The 19,992-nt window shown below is 67.6% G+C and carries 22 protein-coding genes; 13 read left to right on the top strand and 9 right to left on the bottom strand.

All coding sequences use genetic code 11. The annotated features are described in order from the left end of the window. Positions 1-13: 13 nt before the first annotated feature. Both AB0M65_RS25485 and AB0M65_RS25480 read left to right on the top strand, forming a co-directional pair. Positions 14-1,417, top strand: coding sequence for a bis-aminopropyl spermidine synthase family protein (locus AB0M65_RS25485; protein ID WP_364032273.1), 1,404 nt, complete (start codon positions 14-16; stop codon positions 1,415-1,417). Between the two features lie 85 nt (positions 1,418-1,502). Beyond that, on the top strand, positions 1,503-2,300 hold the full coding sequence (locus tag AB0M65_RS25480) for a septum formation family protein (protein WP_364032271.1): 798 nt from the start codon (positions 1,503-1,505) through the stop codon (positions 2,298-2,300). A gap of 97 nt (positions 2,301-2,397) precedes the next feature. On the opposite strand, the gene AB0M65_RS25475 is transcribed toward AB0M65_RS25480, so the two are convergent. Then, complete coding sequence (locus AB0M65_RS25475) at positions 2,398-3,558, bottom strand: NADP-dependent malic enzyme (RefSeq protein WP_364032268.1); 1,161 nt, start codon at positions 3,556-3,558, stop codon at positions 2,398-2,400. Positions 3,559-3,949: 391 nt separating this feature from the next. Here AB0M65_RS25475 and AB0M65_RS25470 point away from each other — a divergent pair, with 391 nt between their 5' ends. Continuing rightward, positions 3,950-4,555, top strand: coding sequence for a dTDP-4-dehydrorhamnose 3,5-epimerase family protein (locus tag AB0M65_RS25470; RefSeq protein ID WP_364032265.1), 606 nt, complete (start codon positions 3,950-3,952; stop codon positions 4,553-4,555). On the opposite strand, the gene AB0M65_RS25465 is transcribed toward AB0M65_RS25470, so the two are convergent. Then, entirely contained in the window at positions 4,552-6,159 is a 1,608-nt protein-coding gene (locus AB0M65_RS25465; RefSeq protein WP_364032262.1) for a GMC oxidoreductase, read from the bottom strand. The two genes, AB0M65_RS25470 and AB0M65_RS25465, sit on opposite strands and share 4 nt — an antisense overlap. 168 nt (positions 6,160-6,327) lie before the next feature. On the opposite strand from AB0M65_RS25465, the gene AB0M65_RS25460 reads away from it, so the two are divergent. Then, positions 6,328-7,008 (top strand): hypothetical protein, encoded by a 681-nt coding sequence (locus AB0M65_RS25460; protein WP_364032259.1) that lies wholly within the window; start codon positions 6,328-6,330, stop codon positions 7,006-7,008. Positions 7,009-7,070: 62 nt separating this feature from the next. On the opposite strand, the gene AB0M65_RS25455 is transcribed toward AB0M65_RS25460, so the two are convergent. Continuing rightward, complete coding sequence (locus tag AB0M65_RS25455) at positions 7,071-7,547, bottom strand: hotdog fold domain-containing protein (RefSeq protein WP_364032257.1); 477 nt, start codon at positions 7,545-7,547, stop codon at positions 7,071-7,073. Positions 7,548-7,610: 63 nt separating this feature from the next. Here AB0M65_RS25455 and AB0M65_RS25450 point away from each other — a divergent pair, with 63 nt between their 5' ends. Together AB0M65_RS25450 and AB0M65_RS25445 are read left to right on the top strand one after the other, a co-directional pair. Then, on the top strand, positions 7,611-8,204 hold the full coding sequence (locus AB0M65_RS25450; RefSeq protein ID WP_364032254.1) for an acid phosphatase: 594 nt from the start codon (positions 7,611-7,613) through the stop codon (positions 8,202-8,204). Between the two features lie 46 nt (positions 8,205-8,250). Beyond that, positions 8,251-8,757: a GNAT family N-acetyltransferase gene (locus AB0M65_RS25445; protein ID WP_364032313.1), complete on the top strand. Its 507-nt coding sequence runs from the start codon at positions 8,251-8,253 to the stop codon at positions 8,755-8,757. A gap of 221 nt (positions 8,758-8,978) precedes the next feature. Here the strand turns inward: AB0M65_RS25445 and AB0M65_RS25440 are convergent, their stop codons facing one another. After that, complete coding sequence (locus AB0M65_RS25440) at positions 8,979-9,479, bottom strand: hypothetical protein (RefSeq protein ID WP_364032251.1); 501 nt, start codon at positions 9,477-9,479, stop codon at positions 8,979-8,981. Positions 9,480-9,746: 267 nt separating this feature from the next. On the opposite strand from AB0M65_RS25440, the gene AB0M65_RS25435 reads away from it, so the two are divergent. Continuing rightward, positions 9,747-10,673 carry a diacylglycerol kinase family protein gene (locus AB0M65_RS25435; RefSeq protein ID WP_364032248.1) on the top strand — a complete coding sequence of 309 codons (927 nt, stop codon included), beginning with the start codon at positions 9,747-9,749 and terminating at the stop codon, positions 10,671-10,673. A 273-nt stretch (positions 10,674-10,946) separates the two neighbouring features. Continuing rightward, positions 10,947-11,201, top strand: coding sequence for a WhiB family transcriptional regulator (locus AB0M65_RS25430; protein ID WP_026466945.1), 255 nt, complete (start codon positions 10,947-10,949; stop codon positions 11,199-11,201). 294 nt (positions 11,202-11,495) lie between these two features. On the opposite strand, the gene AB0M65_RS25425 is transcribed toward AB0M65_RS25430, so the two are convergent. The 3 genes from AB0M65_RS25425 to AB0M65_RS25415 all read right to left on the bottom strand — a co-directional run bounded on the left by AB0M65_RS25425 (position 11,496) and on the right by AB0M65_RS25415 (position 14,225). Further along, positions 11,496-13,019, bottom strand: a complete 1,524-nt coding sequence (locus AB0M65_RS25425; protein ID WP_364032245.1) for a histidine kinase N-terminal domain-containing protein — start codon at positions 13,017-13,019, stop codon at positions 11,496-11,498. A gap of 247 nt (positions 13,020-13,266) precedes the next feature. After that, positions 13,267-13,590 carry a mycothiol system anti-sigma-R factor gene (gene rsrA, locus AB0M65_RS25420; protein WP_364032242.1) on the bottom strand — a complete coding sequence of 108 codons (324 nt, stop codon included), beginning with the start codon at positions 13,588-13,590 and terminating at the stop codon, positions 13,267-13,269. Next, on the bottom strand, positions 13,587-14,225 hold the full coding sequence (locus AB0M65_RS25415) for a sigma-70 family RNA polymerase sigma factor (RefSeq protein WP_364032309.1): 639 nt from the start codon (positions 14,223-14,225) through the stop codon (positions 13,587-13,589). The genes rsrA and AB0M65_RS25415 overlap by 4 nt, the downstream gene beginning before the upstream one ends. A gap of 190 nt (positions 14,226-14,415) precedes the next feature. Here AB0M65_RS25415 and ybaK point away from each other — a divergent pair, with 190 nt between their 5' ends. Both ybaK and AB0M65_RS25405 read left to right on the top strand, forming a co-directional pair. Beyond that, positions 14,416-14,892, top strand: a complete 477-nt coding sequence (gene ybaK / locus AB0M65_RS25410; protein WP_364032239.1) for a Cys-tRNA(Pro) deacylase — start codon at positions 14,416-14,418, stop codon at positions 14,890-14,892. A 218-nt stretch (positions 14,893-15,110) separates the two neighbouring features. Next, positions 15,111-15,674, top strand: coding sequence for a hypothetical protein (locus tag AB0M65_RS25405; RefSeq protein ID WP_364032236.1), 564 nt, complete (start codon positions 15,111-15,113; stop codon positions 15,672-15,674). Here AB0M65_RS25405 and AB0M65_RS25400 read toward each other — a convergent pair. Together AB0M65_RS25400 and AB0M65_RS25395 are read right to left on the bottom strand one after the other, a co-directional pair. Then, positions 15,624-16,232, bottom strand: coding sequence for an alpha/beta family hydrolase (locus tag AB0M65_RS25400; RefSeq protein WP_364032233.1), 609 nt, complete (start codon positions 16,230-16,232; stop codon positions 15,624-15,626). The genes AB0M65_RS25405 and AB0M65_RS25400 overlap by 51 nt on opposite strands. Next, entirely contained in the window at positions 16,229-16,987 is a 759-nt protein-coding gene (locus AB0M65_RS25395) for an SOS response-associated peptidase (protein ID WP_364032230.1), read from the bottom strand. The genes AB0M65_RS25400 and AB0M65_RS25395 overlap by 4 nt, the downstream gene beginning before the upstream one ends. Before the next feature lie 101 nt (positions 16,988-17,088). Here AB0M65_RS25395 and rsgA point away from each other — a divergent pair, with 101 nt between their 5' ends. From rsgA to AB0M65_RS25380, 3 genes are read left to right on the top strand one after another with little or no spacing between them, the layout of a single operon-like run. Further along, positions 17,089-18,099, top strand: a complete 1,011-nt coding sequence (rsgA, locus tag AB0M65_RS25390; protein ID WP_364032227.1) for a ribosome small subunit-dependent GTPase A — start codon at positions 17,089-17,091, stop codon at positions 18,097-18,099. A 60-nt stretch (positions 18,100-18,159) separates the two neighbouring features. Next, positions 18,160-19,053: a hypothetical protein gene (locus AB0M65_RS25385; RefSeq protein WP_364032224.1), complete on the top strand. Its 894-nt coding sequence runs from the start codon at positions 18,160-18,162 to the stop codon at positions 19,051-19,053. Then, the gene (locus AB0M65_RS25380) at positions 19,053-19,925 is read left to right on the top strand and encodes a hypothetical protein (RefSeq protein ID WP_364032221.1); all 873 of its coding nucleotides are present in this window, start codon (positions 19,053-19,055) and stop codon (positions 19,923-19,925) included. Before AB0M65_RS25385 ends, AB0M65_RS25380 begins: the two co-directional genes overlap by 1 nt. Positions 19,926-19,992: the final 67 nt, after the last annotated feature.

Below are 19,992 nucleotides of genomic sequence, written 5' to 3'. Positions count from 1 at the left end.
TAGGCTGCGAGCCGTGAGTTCTCTCGTCGATGACGTCTTGGCGGCGCACGGTGTCCACGTGCGACCGCTCCATCAGGTGATTTCCCTGCTCCGGACGGAGTGGCGTGACCTCGGCGAGCTGGTCCGGATCAGTGCCGCGCCACGCCGGAGTGTCGAAGACGTCCTGGACGCGCTCGGCGACGACCTCGAACGGGAGGAATCACGCTACCGGCTGGCCCCCGCCACCCGTGAGAAGTACGCGCGTTTCGAGGCGAAGGACCGGAAACCCGACCCCGACCTGCTGAAGACCATCACCAGCTACGTCGAGAACGTGCCGTCGCCGCTGACCGCGCTCGACCACGTGCAGGCGACGCCGGACACCGTGCTGAAGCGCGCGCTGTGGCTGGACGAGCGCTACGACCTCGGCACGGCGAAGCTGCTGTTCCTCGGCGACCATGACCTCACTTCGCTGGCCGTGCGCACGTTGCGGCCCGACGCCGACCTCACCGTCGTCGACATCGACGACCGGGTGCTGGCCTACATCGACGAACTCAGCGAGCGGTCCATCCGCACCCTGCACACGGATCTGCGGGTCGGCTTGCCACCCACCGTGGCCGGGCGGATGGATCTCGTGTTCAGTGATCCGCCTTACACCCCCGAAGGAATGGGGTTGTTCGCCGCGCGTGGCGTCCAGGCACTCGCCGAACCCTCGGACGGGCGACTACTGCTCGCTTACGGCTACAGCCCCCGTCATCCCGCATTGGGCGCACAGGTACAGCGGGCGCTCGCGACGCTCGGGCTGACCTTCGAGGCGATCCTGCCGGACTTCAACCGCTACTTCGGCGCGCAGGCGATCGGGAGCGCGGCGGATCTGTACGTCTGCCAGCCGACCGCGAAGTCGAAGAGGAACCGCGGTGGCAAGGGAAAGGCCGCGATCTACACGCACGGCCCGCAGTCGGTGGAGTCCGCCGGCGTGGCCAAGCCGTCGCTGCTGGACAAACTGCACGAGATCGCCACCGAAGGCGGGCTGGCGCTGGAGTCGCGGCCGGTCGACTGGTCGGTGTCCGGGCCGGAAGGTGACGCGGTCGCGATGGACCTCTCCGCCGATCCGGGACCGTGGCTGCTGCGGACGCTGCTGGGCACGAACGCGAGACGGCTGGCGCTGCTGGTCCCCAACTCGCATCCGGACCTGACGAACGCCGAGGCGCAGGGCGCGCTCAACCGGCTGGTCGGGGCGAAGTACAAACTGCGGCTGCTGCGGAGCACTCCGGACAACCGGCATGCCATCGTCGTCGCTGACGCCGTCGACCATCCCGAGGAGTTGCTGACCAGGGCACACGCCCGGCTGGCGAACGTCTCACTGGATGTCCCGTCGGACCTGACGGACGCGCGGCTGATCGACCTGCCCCGGCACCGTCTCGCCGAGCTGCTCGGCTGAGGTACGCGCTTCCTGATCTCGCGGCCCCATTCGGTGCCGGCGCCGTGTCATCGGAACTTCATGAGCCCTGAATAGCTTCGGCTCCATGAACGAACCGCACGGACCGAGCGGTGGGCACGGGCCGTTCTTTCCGGTGCCACCGACCGGCCATCCGATGGCAGGTCCCGCGCCCGCTCCGCCGTACGGGTTTCCCCATCCACCCGGCCATCCCGGGCCGCGACACAAGACCAGTGGCCTGGCGATAGCCGCGCTCGTATTGGGCCTGATCGGTTGCTTGCCGCTGTCGGTAGTGCCCGCGATCATCTTGGGCATCGTCGCGCTCACCCAGACCGGTCCGGGGAAGCGGCCGGGCCGGGGACTGGCGATCGGTGGCCTGGCGGCGGCAGGGGTCTGGACCGTCGGCTGGGTCGCCCTGCTCGGGAACACCCTGGCGAATCCGAATCACTTCACCGCGAACCCGCCGAGCCAGGGTTGCGCGGCCCCCTCGCCCGGTTACGCCAACGTATGCACCTTGAAGCCGGGTGATTGCTTCGAGCAGGCCGCGATCGACGTCACTTTCACCAGTATCGAGCTCAGCGCGTGCGGTGGCACGCACAGCTCGGAGGTGGTCGGGGCCTTCATCGCGCAGGACGGTCCCTGGCCCGGTGAAGAGAAACTGAAGGCGGACGCCTCGACCCAGTGCGAGCGGATCGTGGCCAAGAACGTGGACAACCCCCGGCTCGACGCGGTCGATGGCGACGTCTACCTGAGCCACGCGGCCTCCGATCGCGTCGGCTGGGAGCACGGCGTGCGCACTGTGCTCTGCACGATCTACGCGCCCGGTTCAAAGCTGACCGGTTCCCTCCTCGCCCCCGGCGCCGATCTGGCCATCCCGACCGGCTGACCAACTCCGGCCCCGGATGCCATGAACGGCCCGTTCCTTGCGAAATTCGCAAGGAACGGGCCGTTCATAAGCATTTGAGCGAGCGTGAAAGTACCGGTCACACCACGCCGTCGGCCTCGGCGGCCTTCGCGACCGCGGCGGCAACCTCGGGTGCGACACGCGGGTCCAGCGGGCTCGGGACGATGCGGTCCGGGCCGAGGTCGTCCTGCGCGACCGAGAAGATCGCGTCGGCCGCGGCCAGCTTCATGTTCTCCGTGATCGCCCGCGCGCCGGAGTCGAGCGCACCGCGGAAGACGCCGGGGAACGCCAGCACGTTGTTGATCTGGTTCGGGAAGTCGCTGCGCCCGGTCGCCACGATCTTGGCGTACCGCGACGCCGCGGCCGGGTGAACTTCGGGGTCCGGGTTGGACAGCGCGAACACGATCGCGTCATCGGCCATCCCGGCGAGCAGGGACTCGTCGATGGTCGCGCCGGACAGGCCGAGGAAGACGTCTGCGCCCTTCAGCGCCTCTCCGAGGCCGCCGCGCAGGCCCGCCGCGTTGGTGGTCTCGGCCAGCTTCTGTTTGATCGGGTTCAGGCCCTCACGACCTTCGTGAATGATGCCGCGCGAGTCGAGCACCGTGACGTCCGCGACGCCGGCGTTCCGCAGGATCTTGGCGCAGGCAACGCCCGCCGCGCCCGCTCCGGAGACGACCACGCGCTGGCCCGCGATGTCCTTGCCGAGGACTTCGTTCGCCCCACGCAGCGCGGCCAGCGTGACGATCGCCGTGCCGTGCTGGTCGTCGTGCATGACCGGGCAGTCGAGGACCTCCTTGAGGCGTTCCTCCAGCTCGAAGCAGCGCGGCGCCGAGATGTCCTCCAGGTTCACCGCGCCGAACGACGGGCGCAGCCGGACCAGGGTCTCGATGATCTCGTCGACGTCGGTGGTGTCGAGCACCAGCGGGATCGAGTCAAGCCCGCCGAAGGTCTTGAACAGGACCGACTTGCCCTCCATGACCGGCAGCGAAGCGCTCGCGCCGATGTCACCGAGGCCGAGCACCGCCGTACCGTCGCTGACCACCACGACCAGCCTGTCCGCCCACGTGTACCGCTTCGCCTTGGCCGCGTCCTCGGCGATCGCCAGGCTCACCTTCGCCACCCCAGGCGTGTACGCGACCGAAAGGTCACGGGGCGAGGAGATCGGGCGCGTCGCGGCCACGGAGAGCTTGCCGCCCTCGTGTCCGGCGAAGATCTCGGCGTCGGTCACTGGCGTGGTCATCGTGGTTCCCGTCATTGCTTCCGCCGTATCGGGAGACGGCGAAGGCTCGATTCGTGCGTAGGTCACTGGATTCTCCTGGGACTGCGAGCGGGGGAACTGATAGATGGGCAGGCCGAAAAGGGCATGGCCCGGCCACCTGCGGTAACTCGTCCTCCGACACGGCAGCCCAGCGCGGTAGCGCCGGCCTGTCGGCGAAGCGTCCAATCGGCCATCGGTGCCGTGGGTGTGGCGACGGCCGCGGACGCGGCGGTCAGATCATTGTGACAGGACTACGGACCAGTGTGCCCCTCTGGTGCGGTTGATGTCACAAACGGGCCCGGCTTTTCGCAGCTCAAGAGCCGTTTCGCAAGACGTCCATCCGGTTTGGTAAGACCCCGTTAGCATGAAGCGCATGCAAGCCAGGCGCCTCAGCATCCCCGATACCTTCGAGTTCACCTCGCGCGTTTTTCCCGATCACCGCGGCCTGTTCGTGGCACCGTTCCAAGCGGAGTCCTTCACCGAAGCGGTGGGACACCCGCTTCGCCTGGCCCAGATCAACACCAGTGTTTCCCGGCGGGGGACGATCCGCGGCCTGCACTTCGCGGACACCCCGCCCGGGCAGGCGAAATACGTGTACTGCCCGAACGGTTCGCTGCTCGACGTGATCGTCGACCTTCGTGTCGGCTCGCCGACGTTCGGCGAGTGGACGTCCGTGCTGCTCGACGGCGCCGAGTACAAATCGGTCTACCTCGCCGAAGGACTCGGCCACGCCTTCGTCGCACTCGAAGACAACACGGTCATGACCTACATCTGTTCGGAGCCGTACAACCCGACAGGCGAGCACGGCATCAACCCGCTCGACGCCGACCTCGCACTGCCGTGGCCGCGGGACATCGAGCCCGTACTGTCCGAAAAGGACACTGACGCACCCGGCTTCAAAGAGGCGCTGGACCAGGGGATCCTGCCGCGGTACGACGAATGCGTCGCCTACTACGAAAAGCTGCGGGCGGGAAGCTAGCGCAGGCCGTCTTCGGCCAGGACCCGTTCCACGTTCCGCTCCGCCAGCGCGGTGATCGTCACGAACGGGTTCACCCCGGTGCTGCCCGGGATCAGCGAACCGTCGGTCACGTAGAGGTTCCGGTAGCCCTTGACCCGGCCGTACAGGTCGGTGGCCTTACCCAGCACCAACCCGCCCAACGGGTGATAGGTGAACCGGTTCTCGAACGACCGCGTATCCCCGAACAGGTCACTCCGGTAGACCGTGCGATTCGCCCGGTTCACCTTGTCGAACAACGACTTCGCCGCGTCGATCGACGGCTGCCCCTGCGACGCGCTCCAGCGCAGCCGCGCGGAATCGCTCGCGGCGTCGTAGGTGAAGTGGCCGCGTTCGGGGTTCTTCGTGATCGCCAGGTACAGGCTCAGCCACGTCTCGATCCCGGCGGGCACCGGTGCGACCTCGGCGAAGACCGGGTTCACCGGGTCGTCCCAAGCGTCGATGCCGAGCGCGGGCATCCCCGACTGCAAGGAACCACCGAGGTCCCAGGCGTGGTTGGCGCGGCCGAGCATCACGTTGCCGTTGGTCCCCCAGCCCCGGCCGACCTCGTCGTCCAGTTCGGGCAACGTCCCGGTTTCCCTGGCCCGCACCAGGAGTTCCGTCGAGCCGAGGCTGCCGGCGCCGAGGAACAGGTACTGGGTGCCGAGTTGTTTCCTCGCCACGACAGTGCCGTCTTCGGACGTCTCGTGGACAGCGAGGACGTAGGTGCCGTCAGACTGCCGGGTGATTCCGCGGACCTCATGCAGCGTCTTGATGGTCACGTTGCCGGTACCCAGCGCGGCCGCGAGGTAGCTCTTGTCGAGGGAACGCTTGCCGTGGTTGTTGCCGTAGATGACCTCCGACGCGAGCGCGGACCTCGGCGCCGTGCCGTCTTCTTCCCGCTTCATGTACTCGAAGTCGTAGACACTCGGCACGAACACCGTCTTGAGTCCCGCCCGCGCGGCCGACTTCCGCGAAACCCTCGCGTAGCGGTAGGAACGGCAGGTTTCGAACCAGCGCGGGTCGATGTTGTTCACGCCGAGGGCCTGATTGGCGCGGGGAAAGTACGTTCCGTACATCTCGTCCGCGTCGACGGCGGGGAGGATCTCCTCGAAGTACGAACGCTTCGGCGTCACGGCCATCGCGCCGTTGACCAGGGAACCGCCGCCGACCCCTCGTCCGACGTAGACGGACATGTCGCCATGGTTCACCCTGTCGAGGACACCGGGGTACCGCTTGATGTCCCGATTGGCCAGATCCAGCCAGAGGAAGGACGCGAGTGGCGCCTGGGTGCGGTCCTTGAACCACATAGCCCGCCTGTCTGGCCGGAGCATGTCGCAGAAGACCTTGCCGTCGGGGCCGGGGCTGTTCCACAACTTGCCCATTTCGAGCATGACCGTGGGGATCCCGGCCTCGCCGAGGCGGAGTGCGGTGACGGCGGCGCCGTAACCGGTGCCGATGACCACGGCAGGCGAGAAGCCGGAGGACGTTTCTTCGGCTCGCGCGGTGGAAATCGTGGTGAGCCCGAGAGCGGCGGCGGAGTTGAGCGCGGTGAACCCGAGGAACTTGCGGCGCGACAGTGGGGACATGGGCCGATGATCGCCCGGCCCTTCCGCGACCTTCAAGACAGAATCCGAAGGAGATTCGCGTCAGCTGGGTAAACACTGTTAATTTTCACTCGAACGTGGTGATCTCCGGGGTCCCCTGGGGGATTTCCCCGATGTGACGCAGACCGCGGCAGACCACTCTTTCGAGTCATGAGACGCCTTCTCGCAGCGACCGTCACCGCGCTGTCCGCCGCCGCCATCGCCGCCCTTGCCGCAGTGCCCGCGGCCGCGGCGCCGTCCCCGTTGCCCACCTTCGACTTCTCCGCCTGCCCGGCCCCGCCTGCCAACGCGGACCCCGGCACTTGGCGATGCGAAGCCTTTGTCTCTCAAGGGGTCTTGACCATCGGCGACCGCGACGTCCCGATCGGGGAAATGCGGCTGACGTTCTCCGAGGGCAAGGTGAACGGCGAGTTCGCGCAGGTGTTCGGCGAATTGCGCCACGCGCCCGCCCGGATCCCCGGCTCCTTCGGCGCGACCATGCAACTGAAGTACGGCGGTTACTCGGACTTCCAGTCGAACGACGAGCGACGCGGCGAACTGGACCTTTACGCGGTTCTGCGGCATCCCTTGCTGCCCAAGGGATGCACGATCGGGACACTTGACGCGGCACTCCACTCGGTCGTCAAAGACGACCCCGCGGTGCCGTTCGAGGTGATCTCGCAGAACCCGAAGACCGTGAAGTTCGGCGTCGTCGACACCCAGCTGGCGTTACCGCGCACGTCGGGCTGCGGCGGGCTGGCGCCCGTTGCCGACCACCTGCTCGGACTGCCGTCGGCGAGCGGGAAGAACACCTTCAAGCAGGTGACCTACGTCCAGTTCAAGCCCCTCTGACGCACCGGGGGCAGGGGTCGGGGCTCGTGAGTGATTTGGGTCGTTCTAACGACCCAAATCACTCACGAGCCCCGATTCTTGGTGACCCAGATGGTGATGGTCGCGGTCACGACAGGCTTCCCGTGGGTGTCCGTGATCGTCACCGGGACCGGAAGCTCGAAACCCTCGTCACCGAATTCCGGCAGCTCCGGCAGTTCCGCGACGGCACGCAGGCCGGTCTCGGCCTTCGCCAAGTAGGCGACAGTCATTCCTTTGGGCAGCCAGCGATGCGTGGCCGGGACGGTCGCCTCGGCGAGCATGCCCATCGCGATCTCGGCGAGGTTGCATGCCGCGATCGCGTGAAAAGTCTTGATGTGGTTGTGAACACCCCACCACTTCGGGGAAGTGACCTCGCACCGGCCGGGGCCCAGCTCGCGCACCGACGGGAGCACGGTCCGGAAGTACGGCACACGCAGGCACATCGCCGCGGAGAAGAGCTGCTTCCCGACCGGTTTTCCGGCCAGCCGGTTCCACATCGCGTACGTCGGGTTCTGCGCCATCACGGTCTCCTCATCATGTTACTCATCAGTAGCATAACCGGACCGCAGGCTATATTCGCAACCGTGGCTCATCGGCTTTTCCTCCTCCGGCATGGTCAGACCGAGTGGTCCGTCAACGGACGGCACACCGGACGCACCGACATCCCGCTCACTCCCGCCGGCGAAGGGCAGGCCCGCGCGGCGGGCGGCACCCTGCGCGCGGTACTCGGCGGCAACCCCGCGCTCGTCCTGTCCAGCCCTCGCACCCGCGCGCGGCGCACGGCCGAACTGGCCGGGCTGCGCGTCGACGAGGTCACCGAAGAACTGGCCGAATGGGACTACGGCGACTACGAAGGCGTCAGCACGCCGGTCATCCGCGAGACCGTTCCCGGTTGGACGGTCTGGACGCACCCGATCCCCGGCGGCGAAAGCGCGGAGGACGTCAATGCCCGCGCGGACAAGCTGATCGAACGGGTCCGGGAATCACTCGGCGAGGGTGACGTGGTCCTCGTCGGCCACGGCCACTTCAGCCGGGTACTGGTCGCGCGCTGGGTCGGGCTGCCGTCCACCGCCGGAGTCCACTTCGGACTCGACCCGGCCGGTGTCGCGGTACTCGGCGACGAACGCGGCGAGCCCCAGATCGAGCACCTCAACCTGCTCCCCACCGCGGAGGACTGAGTTGTCCACCACCACCCGCAAAGGAGCCACTTCGTTGGCGGCTGAGCTGACTGCACGCATCCGGCGGATCCGGGAAGAAGACGTCGACGCGGTCGTCCGGCTCGTATACGACCTCGCCGAGTTCGAACGCGCCCCCGACGAGTGCCACCTCACGCCCGGGCAACTGCGCTCGGCGTTGTTCGGCGAGGCACCCGCACTGTTCGGACACGTCGCCGAGGCCGGCGGCGAAGTCGTGGGCTACGCGCTCTGGTTCCTCAACTTCTCCACCTGGCGCGGAGTGCACGGCGTCTACCTCGAGGACCTCTACGTCCGCCCCGAACAGCGCGGCTCCGGCCTCGGCAAGGCACTGCTGGCCACGCTCGCGGCCGTCTGCGTCGAGCGCGGCTACGCCCGCCTCGAATGGTCCGTGCTCAACTGGAACCCGGCACAGGGCTTCTACAAGTCGCTCGGCGCGGTGCCGATGGACGAGTGGACCGTGGACCGGCTCACCGACGAGCCACTGAAGGCTCTCGCGGCCCAGGCCTCAGGACTCGTTAGTAGTAATGAGGGTTAGAGCGAACCCCCTCTTAAGCACTTACGCGTCATCTGCGGCGTTGCTCGCGTGAAGTACGTGATGGCCCCCTTCCTTGCGCCTAGGTACAGGAAGGGGGCCTTCCTGTACTTGGGGCAGGTGTGAAGGTCGAGTTTCTCCGGCTGAGCCGAGGGAAGGAGGCCTTCACGCGCCGCCGTGGTGACTGGTGGCCCTCAAGGAGTCTTTCAAGGATTGGGGTCCGCCTAATCCCGCTCTTCGCGTTCGCGACGCGCCGCCCGGCCGGCGGCCCCGTCGCGTTCCGCGGCCTCTTCCTCCGTCTCGCCCTCCCGCAGGCCCAGCGCCCACGCCCGCGACGGGCGGCGGAACAGCAGCACGAGGACGGCGACGCCGATCAGCCCCAGTGGCACGCCCCACCCGGGCTGCCCGGACGGCCCCGCGCCGTACCAGCCAACGCCGACCAGGATCAGCGCGACGACGACGCCCGGCGACCTCGCCCACGTCTTCCCCAGCACCAGTCCGGCGGCGCAAGCGAGTGTCCCGGCGGCGAGGACGAGGTAATAGGCGACCTCGGCCACCAGATTTCGCGGCCCGGCTTGGCCGTTGATCAGCAGGAGGGCCGCGAACACGACGAGGGCGAGCCCGGGCAGCGCGGTGACGACCCCGGCGAGGCGGACTTCACGGGGCGCGGGCGAGAGTTTGTCGGCGATGGACACGGCGAAACAGCCTTCCAGGCTTCCGGACACGGCTCTCCACCAGGGCGGGTCACCGTACGTGAGCACTTTCGATCGTATGCCACCCGGTCGGCCGGTTTCCTCTGGCCGCCGAGAGGGAAAAATCGAGGGCAGTCGTCGATGAGCGGGCGGTCGGCCCGGGTGCACTTGTCAGACGCGCGACCCGAGGTGCGTGGGCATTTCGGGGTCCGGCTCCGGATGTTTTGTGCTGCCCGGCGCACTGAGCTTCGCGTCACGTGACGCTCCCCCCTGCGGGCCGAAGTCACTTACCCTGCGGTAGTGCGTGCCATCCTCGTCGTGAATCCCCAGGCCACCTCGACCACCGCCGGTGGCCGTGACGTGCTGGCGCACGCGCTGGCCAGCCAGGTCAAACTCGACGTGGTGGAGACCGACTACCGCGGTCACGCGATGGCCGTGGCGAGGTCCGCCGCCCGTGACGGGATCGACCTGGTGGTCGCCCATGGCGGCGACGGCACGGTCAACGAGGTCGTCAACGGCCTGCTCGCGGACGCCGACGGCGATCCCGCGGAAATCGGCCACGTCCCCATGCTCGGTGTCGTCCCCGGCGGCTCGGCGAACGTCTTCGCCAGGGCGCTGGGCATCTCGCACGATCCGGTGGAAGCGACCTATCAGCTTCTCAACGCCATCGAGAGCGACCGGAGCCGCACTGTCGGCCTCGGGCTCGCCGACGGCCATTGGTTCACCTTCAACGCCGGAATGGGCTGGGACGCCGACGTCGTCGGCCGGGTCGCCAAACGAAGGGGCAAACAGACCACCGCGAGCCTCTATCTGAGGGCGGCCGTGGCGTCGCATATGCGGCCTCCGCTGGGCCGCCCGCCCCTCACGGTGCGGATACCGGGTGAAGAGCCCACCGAAGTGCTGACCGCGTTCGTGTCGAACACCGATCCATGGAGTTACCTGGGTGAGCGTCCCATCCATCTCAACCCGGGCAGCTCATTCGACACCGGATTGGGCCTTTTCGCGTTGAGCGGTCTGCGATTGCCCACCGTGTTCAAGCATGTACGGCAAGCACTGCTCACGAAGAGCAACCAACGCGGACGACGTCTCCTTCGTCACGATGACCTGCCGATGATCCGCATCGACGCTGCTGAACCGGTAAACTTCCAGGTGGACGGCGACCTTGTCGGCCAGCGGAAGCGAGTGGAGTTCTTCAGCGTTCCGGGTGCACTGACAGTGACCATATGAGCACCGGAGCACTGATCGCCTGCGGCAAAGTGCAACCTGCCGCTCATCGACGCAGAACCTCCGCTCACCGCATCGGCCTTCCCAACGGAGGGCCGTTTCGGAACGAAACCGCAGGTCAGAAGCGTCGCTCGGCCGGGTGAGCTGACTCACCGATCTTCAGAAAACCCTTGTCGAAACGAGTGCTTCGTGAAAGCATTCACAAGCACCCAAAAAAACGACCGCCATGACGACTATGGCGCGGAGTACCGCGCCGTTATGAAGGAGCTCAGAAACATGGACTGGCGCCATGACGCGGCCTGCCGAGACGAGGACCCCGAGCTGTTCTTCCCGGTGGGAACCAGCGGTCCTGCTCTGTCGCAGGTAACTCAGGCGAAATCCGTGTGCCACCGCTGCACCGTCGCTTCCGACTGCCTGGCCTGGGCTTTGGCCAGCGGGCAGGACGCAGGCGTCTGGGGCGGGATGAGCGAGGACGAGCGACGGGCCCTGAAGCGCCGTCGTACGCACATCGGCACGCGTACCTCTGCCTGAGTTTTTCCTCAGACTCAGCACGCTTCATCTGTAAAACATAAAACTCAAGCAACACCCAAGCTTCGGGAATCCCGCGGCGCAGTGGCTGTATGGCCCTGCGTTGCGAGGTGACACCTACCCGAGTTGAGCTTAACAAGCGAGGCTGACACGCCCCCGAGGGGGTCCGGCTTCGCAGGACTTTCAAGTCCTCCCGCGGAACCGTTGCAGGGCCGGCGCCATCTTCTCTTCAGGCGCCGGCCCTTAAACGTGTCCGGATAAGACTGTCCACAAGGGACGATCAAAAAGGACTGTCCGCTACAGACGGCGGGAAAGCGGGATGCGCAAGGCCGCTTCGGTGCCCGCCCGGCGCGCCCCGGATTCCTCGGCCTCACCACGCAATCCGCGCAGGGACAGCGAACCTCGCAATTCCGACTCCACCAGGGTCCGCACGATCTGCAGCCCGAGGCCGTCGCTGCGCTCCAGGGAGAAACCCGAAGGCAGTCCGCGTCCGTTGTCGCGGATGACGACGTCGAGCCAGCGGGCCGAGCGTTCCACCTCGAGTTCGACCTTGCCCGGCCGCCCGCCGGGGAACGCGTGCTCGATGGCGTTCTGGACCAGCTCGGCCAGCACCATCACCAACGGCGTCGCGATCTCGGCGACGACGACGCCAAACGAACCCTTGCGTGAAAGACCGACCTGGGACTCGGCCGTCGCGACCTCGCCGACCATCGGCAGGACGTTGTCGAGCAGCTTGTCCAGATCGACCCGCTCGTCCACGGAGATGGACAGCGCTTCGTGCACCATCGCGATCGACGAGACCCGGCGCACCGACTCGCCGAGTGCGAGCCGCGCCTCCTCACTGGAGGTCCGGCGCGACTGGAGCCGCAGCAGCGCCGCCACGGTCTGCAGGTTGTTCTTCACCCGATGGTGGATCTCGCGGATGGTCGCGTCCTTCGAAAGCAGTGCGCGGTCGCGACGCTTCACCTCGGTGACGTCACGCACCAGCACCAGCGCGCCAGCCGCCTGCCCGGCCGGGCGCAGCGGCAAGGCACGGAACAACACGACGGCACCGCGGCGCGAATCGGCCTCCGTACGGCTGCTCGGCTTGCCGTCGAGGGCCTCGATGATCCGGTGGGACACTTCGGTCGCGTCGAACGGGTCACGGATCAGCGACCTGGTCAGCGGGGCGAGCCGCTGCCCGACGAGGTCGGATTCGTGCCCCATCCGGTGATAGGCCGACAACCCGTTCGGGCTCGCGAAGACCACGGTGCCGGTCGGGTCGAGCCGGATCAGGCCGTCGCCGACGCGGGGGCTGGTGTGCGTGTCCGTCTGGTTCCCGGGGCTGGGGAAGGTGCCGTCGACGATCATCTGGCACAGGTCGCCGGCACTGCCGAGGTAGGCGATTTCGAGCGGGCTCGGCACCCGAGAGGCCGCCAGGTTGGTCTCGCGGCTCAGGACGGCGATCGCGTTCCCGTCGAACACCACCGGGATGGCCTCGCGGCGCATCGGCAGGTCGCGGTACCAGTGCGGATCCTCTTCGCGGCAGATCCGCACCTCACGGATCGCTTTCGCCAGCTGCGGATGCTCGTCCTCGGTGAACCGCGAGCCGACGACGTCCTCCGGATGAGCCGTCGGCGCCGTCGTCGGGCGCGCGTGCGCGACACAGACGAAGTCGCCGCCGTCGGGCCGCAACTCCTCGGAAACGGCGACCCAGAGCAGGAAGTCCGCGAAGGACAGGTCGGCCAGCAGCTGCCATTCCGCGACGACGGTCTGGAGGTGGTCCGCGGCTTCACCGGACATGCCGGTGTTCTCGGCGAGCAGATCGGAGAGGGTGGACACGTCCCCATCCAAGCAGGCCGGTGACCGCATGACACACTGGAGAGGTTGACACTGGCCCAGCGGTGTCGTACCACCCCGCGAGGGCCACCTGGACGAGGAGTGAAAAATGTCGAAGCGCGCCCGTAAGCGTCGCGACCGTAAGAAGAACGGCGCGAACCACGGCAAGAAGCCCAACTCCTGATCATCGATCAGGCACGCGAAGGCCCCCGCACCGATCCGGTACGGGGGCCTTCGCGTGTCTTGAGGGCTATTCGAAAGTCTGCTCGATCTTGACCTCGGTGCGCTCGATGGTGATCGCGCCCTTGGTCTGCACGGTCTGGCGGATCGACGCCCGCAGCCGGGTCTTCAGGTCGTCCGGCGCGTGGTCCCCACCGCATTTCCGGGCCAGTAACTGCTTGAGGTGCTCGTCGATGCCGTATTCCTCGAGGCACGGCGGGCAATCCTCGATATGCTTGCGCAGGGCCTCGTCACGCTCCGCACTGCACTCCCTGTCGAGCAGCAGGTAGATGTCGGCGAGCGCTTCCTCGCATTTGACCTTGTCGTCCGCGCCGCTGCAGTAGTCGTCGGTCATCGCCCCGCCACCTCCTGCTGTTTACCCGCGCGGATGAAGCCGCGCTCGCGGGCGACGTCGGCGAGCAGGTCACGCAGCTGGGCACGGCCGCGGTGCAGCCGGGACATCACGGTGCCGATGGGCGTGTCCATGATCTCGGCGATCTCCTTGTAAGCGAAACCTTCGACATCGGCGAGGTAGACCGCGAGGCGGAACTCCTCCGGCAGCTTCTGCAGTGCTTCCTTGACGTCGGCGTCCGGCAGATTGTCCATCGCCTCGACCTCGGCCGAGCGCAGCCCGCTGGAGGTGTGATTCTCCGCCTTGGCGATCTGCCAGTCGGTGATCTCCTCGGTGGGCTGCTGCACCGGCTGCCGCTGACGCTTGCGGTAGCCGTTGATGTAGGTGTTGGTGAGGATGCGATACATCCACGCCTTGAGGTTCGTACCCGCCTTGAAGGAGGCGAAGGCCGCGTACGCCTTCAGATACGTCTCCTGGACGAGGTCCTCGGCGTCGGCGGGATTCCGGGTCATCCGCATGGCGGCCGAGTACAACTGGTCGAGCAGGGGCATCGCGTCCCGCTCGAAGCGCTCGGCCCGCGCGGCCGCCTCTTCGGCGTCCGTGCCCGTTTCCGGCGCAGGATTCTGCGTGCTCGGCAAACCGTTCCCTTCCCGCTCGGCGTCGATGCGCTTGTGCGCATGAGACGTCGTCGAGTTTACGCGCGGACGGATCACCTGGCCGCCCGGCGTGCGCGGGGTCAGGATTCGGGGAGCTTCCAGTGTGGTGGGCACGTGCGTTCCAACAGCGGCGACCGGTGATGCATTCCCCCGGGTTCGTACACTCCCGCCCATGGCAGGCAAGGGAACCCCGGCGACGGCGCTGCTGGCGAAGCAGAAGGTGTCGCATGTTCTGCACGCTTACGACCACGATCCACGGGCCGCGTCGTACGGCCTCGAAGCCGTCGAGGCATTGGGGCTCGACCCCGCGCGGGTGTTCAAGACGCTGGTGGCCGAGGTCGACGGGAAACTGACCGTCGGCGTGGTCCCCGTCACCGGGCAGCTCGACCTGAAGGCCCTCGCGGCCGCCGCCGGCGGGAAGAAGGCGAAGATGGCCGACCCCGCGGCCGTGCGGCGCGCGACGGGCTACGTGCTCGGCGGGATCTCGCCGCTCGGGCACCGGAGCCGGCTCCCGGTGGTGATCGACGCGTCGGCGGCGGGGTTCGAGACCGTGCACTGCTCGGCCGGGCGTCGTGGTCTGGAGGTCGAACTCGCGCCGGGTGATCTGGTGCGGCTGACCGGCGCCGTCGTCGCCCCGATCGCCGCCTGACTCGCCTCCACTCCCCGTGCCGGGCTGCCACCCGCCTCCACACCTATTCACGAGACACCGCCCTAGTTGCGCATGCATGGACCGCAACTAGAGGACTAAACGCGGGAGTGAATTCACCCTCAAGAGGGAGCGGGGTCGGTCCGCGGCGGGAAGATCACGTGGCCGCGCTCAGGAATCGTCTTCGGTAAGCGAGAGACGAACTCCTGGGGAGCGACGCAATGAGCAAGACACTGCCCGACGTGCCGAAGTGGGCGAACTTCGCCGCCCACGCGACGCTGCTGGCGACCCTGCCCTCCGGACTCTGGCGGGTGGCGATGGGCCTCGGGCTCCCGGTCGGGTTCACCGACCAGGGCCTGACCGACTTCGGCATCCCCGGCTGGGGCAGCGCGTACGTCTTCGGATTGAGCCTGCTCGCCGAGACGCTGGCGTTCCTCACGCTCGGTCTCGTCCGGCCGTGGGGCGAGGTCTGGCCGCGCTGGATCCCTGGGGTGCGCGGCCGCCCGATCCCGCCGCTCGCGGCGATCATCCCGGCCGCCGCGGGTGCGATCGCCCTGACCGCACTGGGTTTCCAGGCGTTGTTCGGCTGGGCAGAGGCCGGTTCGTCGATGTCGCCGGGAAGCTGGGAGAAGTCGCCGGTGTACGGCATCGTCATGGCTGCCTGCTACGCGCCGTTGCTGCTCTGGGGACCGCTGCTCGCGGCCGTCACCGTGCACTACGCCCGGCGAAGGCTCTCAGGTAAGCGGCCGCAGCACTCGTTCGAGCCACTCGGCAGCCGCGCGTGACACACCTTCGAGGTCCGCGCTGAGGTTGTGATCACCCTTGAGCACCACGATCTCGTGATGCGGACCCGCCTTGGGCAAGCCGAACGGGTCACGCTCACCCTGGATCACCAGGGTCGGGACCTCGACGGCGTCCAGTTCACCCTGCCGGGTCTTCTCCGGCTTGCCCGGCGGGTGCTCGGGGAAGGCCAGGCAGAGTACGGCCACCGCCTGCCCGGCGGCGGCCGTCCGGCAGGCGACACGGGCACCGGAGGACCGGCCGCCGAAGACCAGCGGGAGATCGTCGAATCGCTCGGAGACGTCGTCGGCGATGGTGAGCCAGGCGGTGTCGAGCTGTGCGGCGGGAGCCGGGGCACGACGGCCCGCCACCCGGTACGGCTGCTCGACGAGCGCGACGTGCACACCCGCCGCCTGCGCGGCCCGCGTGACCGCGACCAGGTCTTTCGCGCCGATCCCGCCTCCCGCGCCGTGCCCGAGCATCAGCACCGCGACGCCCTCCTCGGCGCAGTGCAGCTCAGCGCGCGCGAGGCCGTAGGCGGTGTCGATCTCCAGCTTCGTCATGAGGTCGGCAGGTCGAAAAGCGCGCTCTCGGCGGCGGGCTCGACCCGGTCCAGCAGTTCGGGACCGTTGTTGCGGACGCTGTTGACCAGGCTGGACACCGGCCGCAGCTCGATCGTGTCGACCAGCTCCGCCGACGGCGGGACGAGCAGATCGGTGACGTCGGGCAGGTCGGGGTCGAGCCAGGTGTCCCACTTGTCGCGGGGCATCAGCAGCGGCATGCGGTGGTGGATGTCGGCGAGCCTGCCGACCGAGTCCGTGGTGATCACCGAGAAGGTGATCAGCGGGTCGGCGTCCTTGTCGTCCTTCGGGCGCCAGGTCTCCCAGATACCGGCGAAGGCCAGCGACGCGTCATCCGGACCGGTCATGAAGAAGGGCTGCTTCTCCTTGCCGTCGCGTCGCCACTCGTACCAGCCGTCGGCCGGGACCAGGCAGCGCCGTGAGGACACCGCCTTCTTGAACGACGGCTTCTCCTTGGCCGTTTCGGCCCGCGTGTTGATCATCTTCGAGCCGGCTCCGGGGTCCTTCGCCCAGAACGGGACGAGGCCCCAGCGCATCATCCGCAGCGACCGGACAGCGGGTTCGTCCGGCAGGACCACGCCGTCGGCGTCCCGAGGATGCCGTTGCACGACGGTGGCGACGTCCTTGGTCGGGGCGACGTTGTGATCGATCCGGATCCGCCCATCGGTCAGATCCACCGCGGCGAATTCGTCGATCAGCGCGGCGGGATCCTTGGTGGCGGCATAACGCCCGCACATGCGAAAACCTCCTCGTCGAAGGGCCATCGTTACACGCTCGCCAAGCGATGGCGAGCGGCATGGGATCATTCTCGCGCGGCGCACGAGGAGCAGGAGGCGGTTTGACGGGCAAGGACTGGCGCAGGCTGGACGAATCCGACGTGCGGATCCGTCCCGGCAAGGGCACCAGACCGCGCAGCAAACGTCGTCCCGAACACGCCGACGCCTCCACCGCGATGGTCATCGGGAAGGACCGCGGGCGCTGGACCTGCGCGATCGACGCCGATCCGGAACGGGTCGTCACCGCGATGCGGGCCCGCGAAATGGGCCGGGTCTCCGTCGTCGTCGGCGACACCGTCGGCATCGTCGGCGACGTGAGCGGCAAGGCGGACACCCTCGCCCGGATCATCCGGGTGGACGAACGCTCCAGTGTGCTCCGCCGGACCGCGGACGACACCGATCCCTACGAACGGGTGGTCGTCGCCAACGCCCGGCAGTTGCTGATCGTCACCGCGCTGGCCGATCCGCCGCCACGCACCGGGTTCATCGACCGCTGCCTGGTCGCCTGCTACGCGGGCGGCCTCGAACCCGTCCTGTGCCTGACGAAAGCCGATCTCGCGAGCCCGGACGAACTCCTCGCCGGCTACGCGGGCCTCGACATCCCGGCCGTGGTCACCCGGCACGACGAGTTCCCGGACGAACTGGTCGGACGGCTCAAGGACCGGGTCACCGCGCTGGTCGGGCATTCCGGGGTCGGGAAGTCCACTTTGGTCAACCGGCTCGTGCCGGACGCCGGTTTGGCGACCGGCGTCGTCAGTGCCGTCGGCAAAGGGAGGCACACCTCGGTCGCGGCGGTCGCGCTCCCGCTGCCCGACGGCGGCTGGGTGGTCGACACCCCGGGTATCCGCTCGTTCGGCCTCGCGCATGTGACCGCCGACGACATCGTGCTCGCTTTCGAGGAGTTCGCTGCGGCGGCCGAAGAGTGCCCGTCCGCCTGCGGGCACCTCGGGCCGCCATTGGATCCGGACTGCGCGCTCGACGACGTGGTCACCGAGGGTCATGCCAGCCCGGAGCGATTGGTCTCTTTGCGTCGGCTTTTGGGCTCCCGAGCTGGGCATGATGACGATCGGTAACTAATTTCGCCTTCCAGCGATAACCCGTTCGGATTAGATCAACTTTTCTGAGGGGTCCTCTTGAAGCGCGTTACCACGCTCGCCGCCATCACCACGGCCGCCGTCCTGGCACTGTCCGCCTGCGGTGGCGAGAACCAGCCGGGCACGGCTGTCTCCGCTCCTTCCGAAGCGAAGAGCTCGCTCTCGTCGCCGCTCGGCGACCCGGTCCAGCTCGCGGCACTGAGCCGCGAGAGCACCAAGAAGGCCAAGTCGTCGAAGATGACGATGGAGACCGTCGCGGGCGCCCAGAAGAACACGGCGTCCGGACAGGGCCTGTACGACGGCGAGAACAGCAAGCTTTCGATGATCATGGAGAGCGACGGCAAGAAGCTCGACATGCTGTTCGTCGACAACGTCCTGTTCTTCAAGCTCGACGCGGCCGACAAGGCCGAGCTGAAGACCGACAAGTCGTACGTGAAGATGGCGGCCGACGGCCAGGACCCGATCTCGCAGCTGCTCGGCAAGATGATGTCGAAGGCCGTCAAGGACAGCGACCCGTCTCGCGTCCTCGAACAGATCTCGAAGGCCGGCAAGATCACGAAGTCGGACCAGGCCGAGCTGAACGGTGAGCGGACCAACCATTACGTCATCGAGGTCGAGGCCGAAAAGGCCATCGCCCTCATCATGGGTGAGATCGGCATCCCGCTGCCCGCCGCGACCGTGAACCAGCTCAAGGCGAAGCTCGCGGGCAAGAACGTCACCATCCTCACCGAACTGTGGCTCAACGCCGACCAGCTGCCGCTGCAGGTCGTCTCAGACCAGACCGCGTTCGTGAAGGCCATGGGCGCCCCCGGTGACGGCGTCGCCAAGACCACGGTCAAGTACACCGACTGGGGTACCCCGGTCACTATCACCGCACCGCCCGCGGACCAGGTCGGCGAGCTGACGGAGATCATGAAGAAGGGCGGCAACTGATGCGTGCCCGCTTCAAACTGGTCGCGGTGGCCGCGGCATTGACTCTCGTGGTCTCTGGCTGCGGCGCCCGGCCCGCCGAAACCACCGAAACGAAGGGTGGCGAGCTCGCGCTGGCCACCCCGTTCACCGACGCGCTCGGTCTCGTCGAGGCGGCCAAGCAAGGCACGCGGCGGGCCAAGTCCTCCAAGGCGACCATCGACGGGACCGTCGAAGGCGCCAAGGTCGAAGGCACGATGCTGGCGCTCTACGACGGCGAGGCGTCGAAGCTTTCCGCGAAGCTGACCGCCGGCGGCGAACAGGTCGAGATGCGCCTGGTCGACCAGGCCCTGTACGTCCAGATCCCCGAGGGCGAACGGGCTCAGCTCAAGACCGACAAGTCGTGGGCGAAGATCCCGCTGAACAGTGACGATCCGCAAGCCAAGTCCTTCGGCAAGGCCATGTCGAAGTCGTTCGAGATGGGTGACCCGGCGAAGGTGCTGGAGCTGGTCGAGAAGACCGGCCGCATCGTGCGGTCGGAGCAGACCAGGCTTGACGGCGTGCCGGTGAACCACTACTTCGTGGAGTTCGACGCGAAGAAGCAGCTCAACCTGTTCTTCGGTGACGACCTCCCCGCCGACAAGCGGGCGGAGATCGAGAAGCGCCTCGAAGGCAAGGATCTCCGGATCCCGGCCGAGCTGTGGCTGAACGCCGAGCAGCTGCCGCTGAAGCTCACCACCGACATGGCCGGGTTCAGGAAGTCGCTGGGCAAGTCCGACGGCGAAGCCAAGTCGACGTACGTCTACAGCGACTGGGGAACGACCGTCGAGGTCACCCCGCCGCCCGCCACCGAGGTGGGCGACTACATCGAACTCGTGAAGAAGGCCAGGCGCTAGTCCCCTGGCAAGCGCGTGAAGGCCCCCTTCCCTCGGCCATGGTTTTGAGTGACCAGCCGAGGGAAGG

The organism is Amycolatopsis sp. NPDC051071, assembly GCF_040682875.1.
GTDB lineage: Bacteria > Actinomycetota > Actinomycetes > Mycobacteriales > Pseudonocardiaceae > Amycolatopsis.
The sequence above is the reverse complement of the archived record's forward strand: the minus strand, read 5'-3'. Positions and strand labels throughout refer to the sequence as shown.

Coding starts and splice junctions, on each gene's coding strand:
- AB0M65_RS25430 (WP_026466945.1), top strand. CDS start 10,947: ATGGACTGGCGCCATGACGCGGCCTGCCGAGACGAGGACCCCGAGCTG.
- AB0M65_RS25480 (WP_364032271.1), top strand. CDS start 1,503: ATGAACGAACCGCACGGACCGAGCGGTGGGCACGGGCCGTTCTTTCCG.
- AB0M65_RS25455 (WP_364032257.1), bottom strand. CDS start 7,547: ATGGCGCAGAACCCGACGTACGCGATGTGGAACCGGCTGGCCGGAAAA.
- AB0M65_RS25465 (WP_364032262.1), bottom strand. CDS start 6,159: ATGTCCCCACTGTCGCGCCGCAAGTTCCTCGGGTTCACCGCGCTCAAC.
- AB0M65_RS25405 (WP_364032236.1), top strand. CDS start 15,111: ATGAGCAAGACACTGCCCGACGTGCCGAAGTGGGCGAACTTCGCCGCC.
- AB0M65_RS25380 (WP_364032221.1), top strand. CDS start 19,053: ATGCGTGCCCGCTTCAAACTGGTCGCGGTGGCCGCGGCATTGACTCTC.
- AB0M65_RS25460 (WP_364032259.1), top strand. CDS start 6,328: ATGAGACGCCTTCTCGCAGCGACCGTCACCGCGCTGTCCGCCGCCGCC.
- AB0M65_RS25475 (WP_364032268.1), bottom strand. CDS start 3,558: ATGACCACGCCAGTGACCGACGCCGAGATCTTCGCCGGACACGAGGGC.
- AB0M65_RS25395 (WP_364032230.1), bottom strand. CDS start 16,987: ATGTGCGGGCGTTATGCCGCCACCAAGGATCCCGCCGCGCTGATCGAC.
- AB0M65_RS25470 (WP_364032265.1), top strand. CDS start 3,950: ATGCAAGCCAGGCGCCTCAGCATCCCCGATACCTTCGAGTTCACCTCG.
- AB0M65_RS25400 (WP_364032233.1), bottom strand. CDS start 16,232: ATGACGAAGCTGGAGATCGACACCGCCTACGGCCTCGCGCGCGCTGAG.
- rsrA (WP_364032242.1), bottom strand. CDS start 13,590: ATGACCGACGACTACTGCAGCGGCGCGGACGACAAGGTCAAATGCGAG.
- ybaK (WP_364032239.1), top strand. CDS start 14,416: ATGGCAGGCAAGGGAACCCCGGCGACGGCGCTGCTGGCGAAGCAGAAG.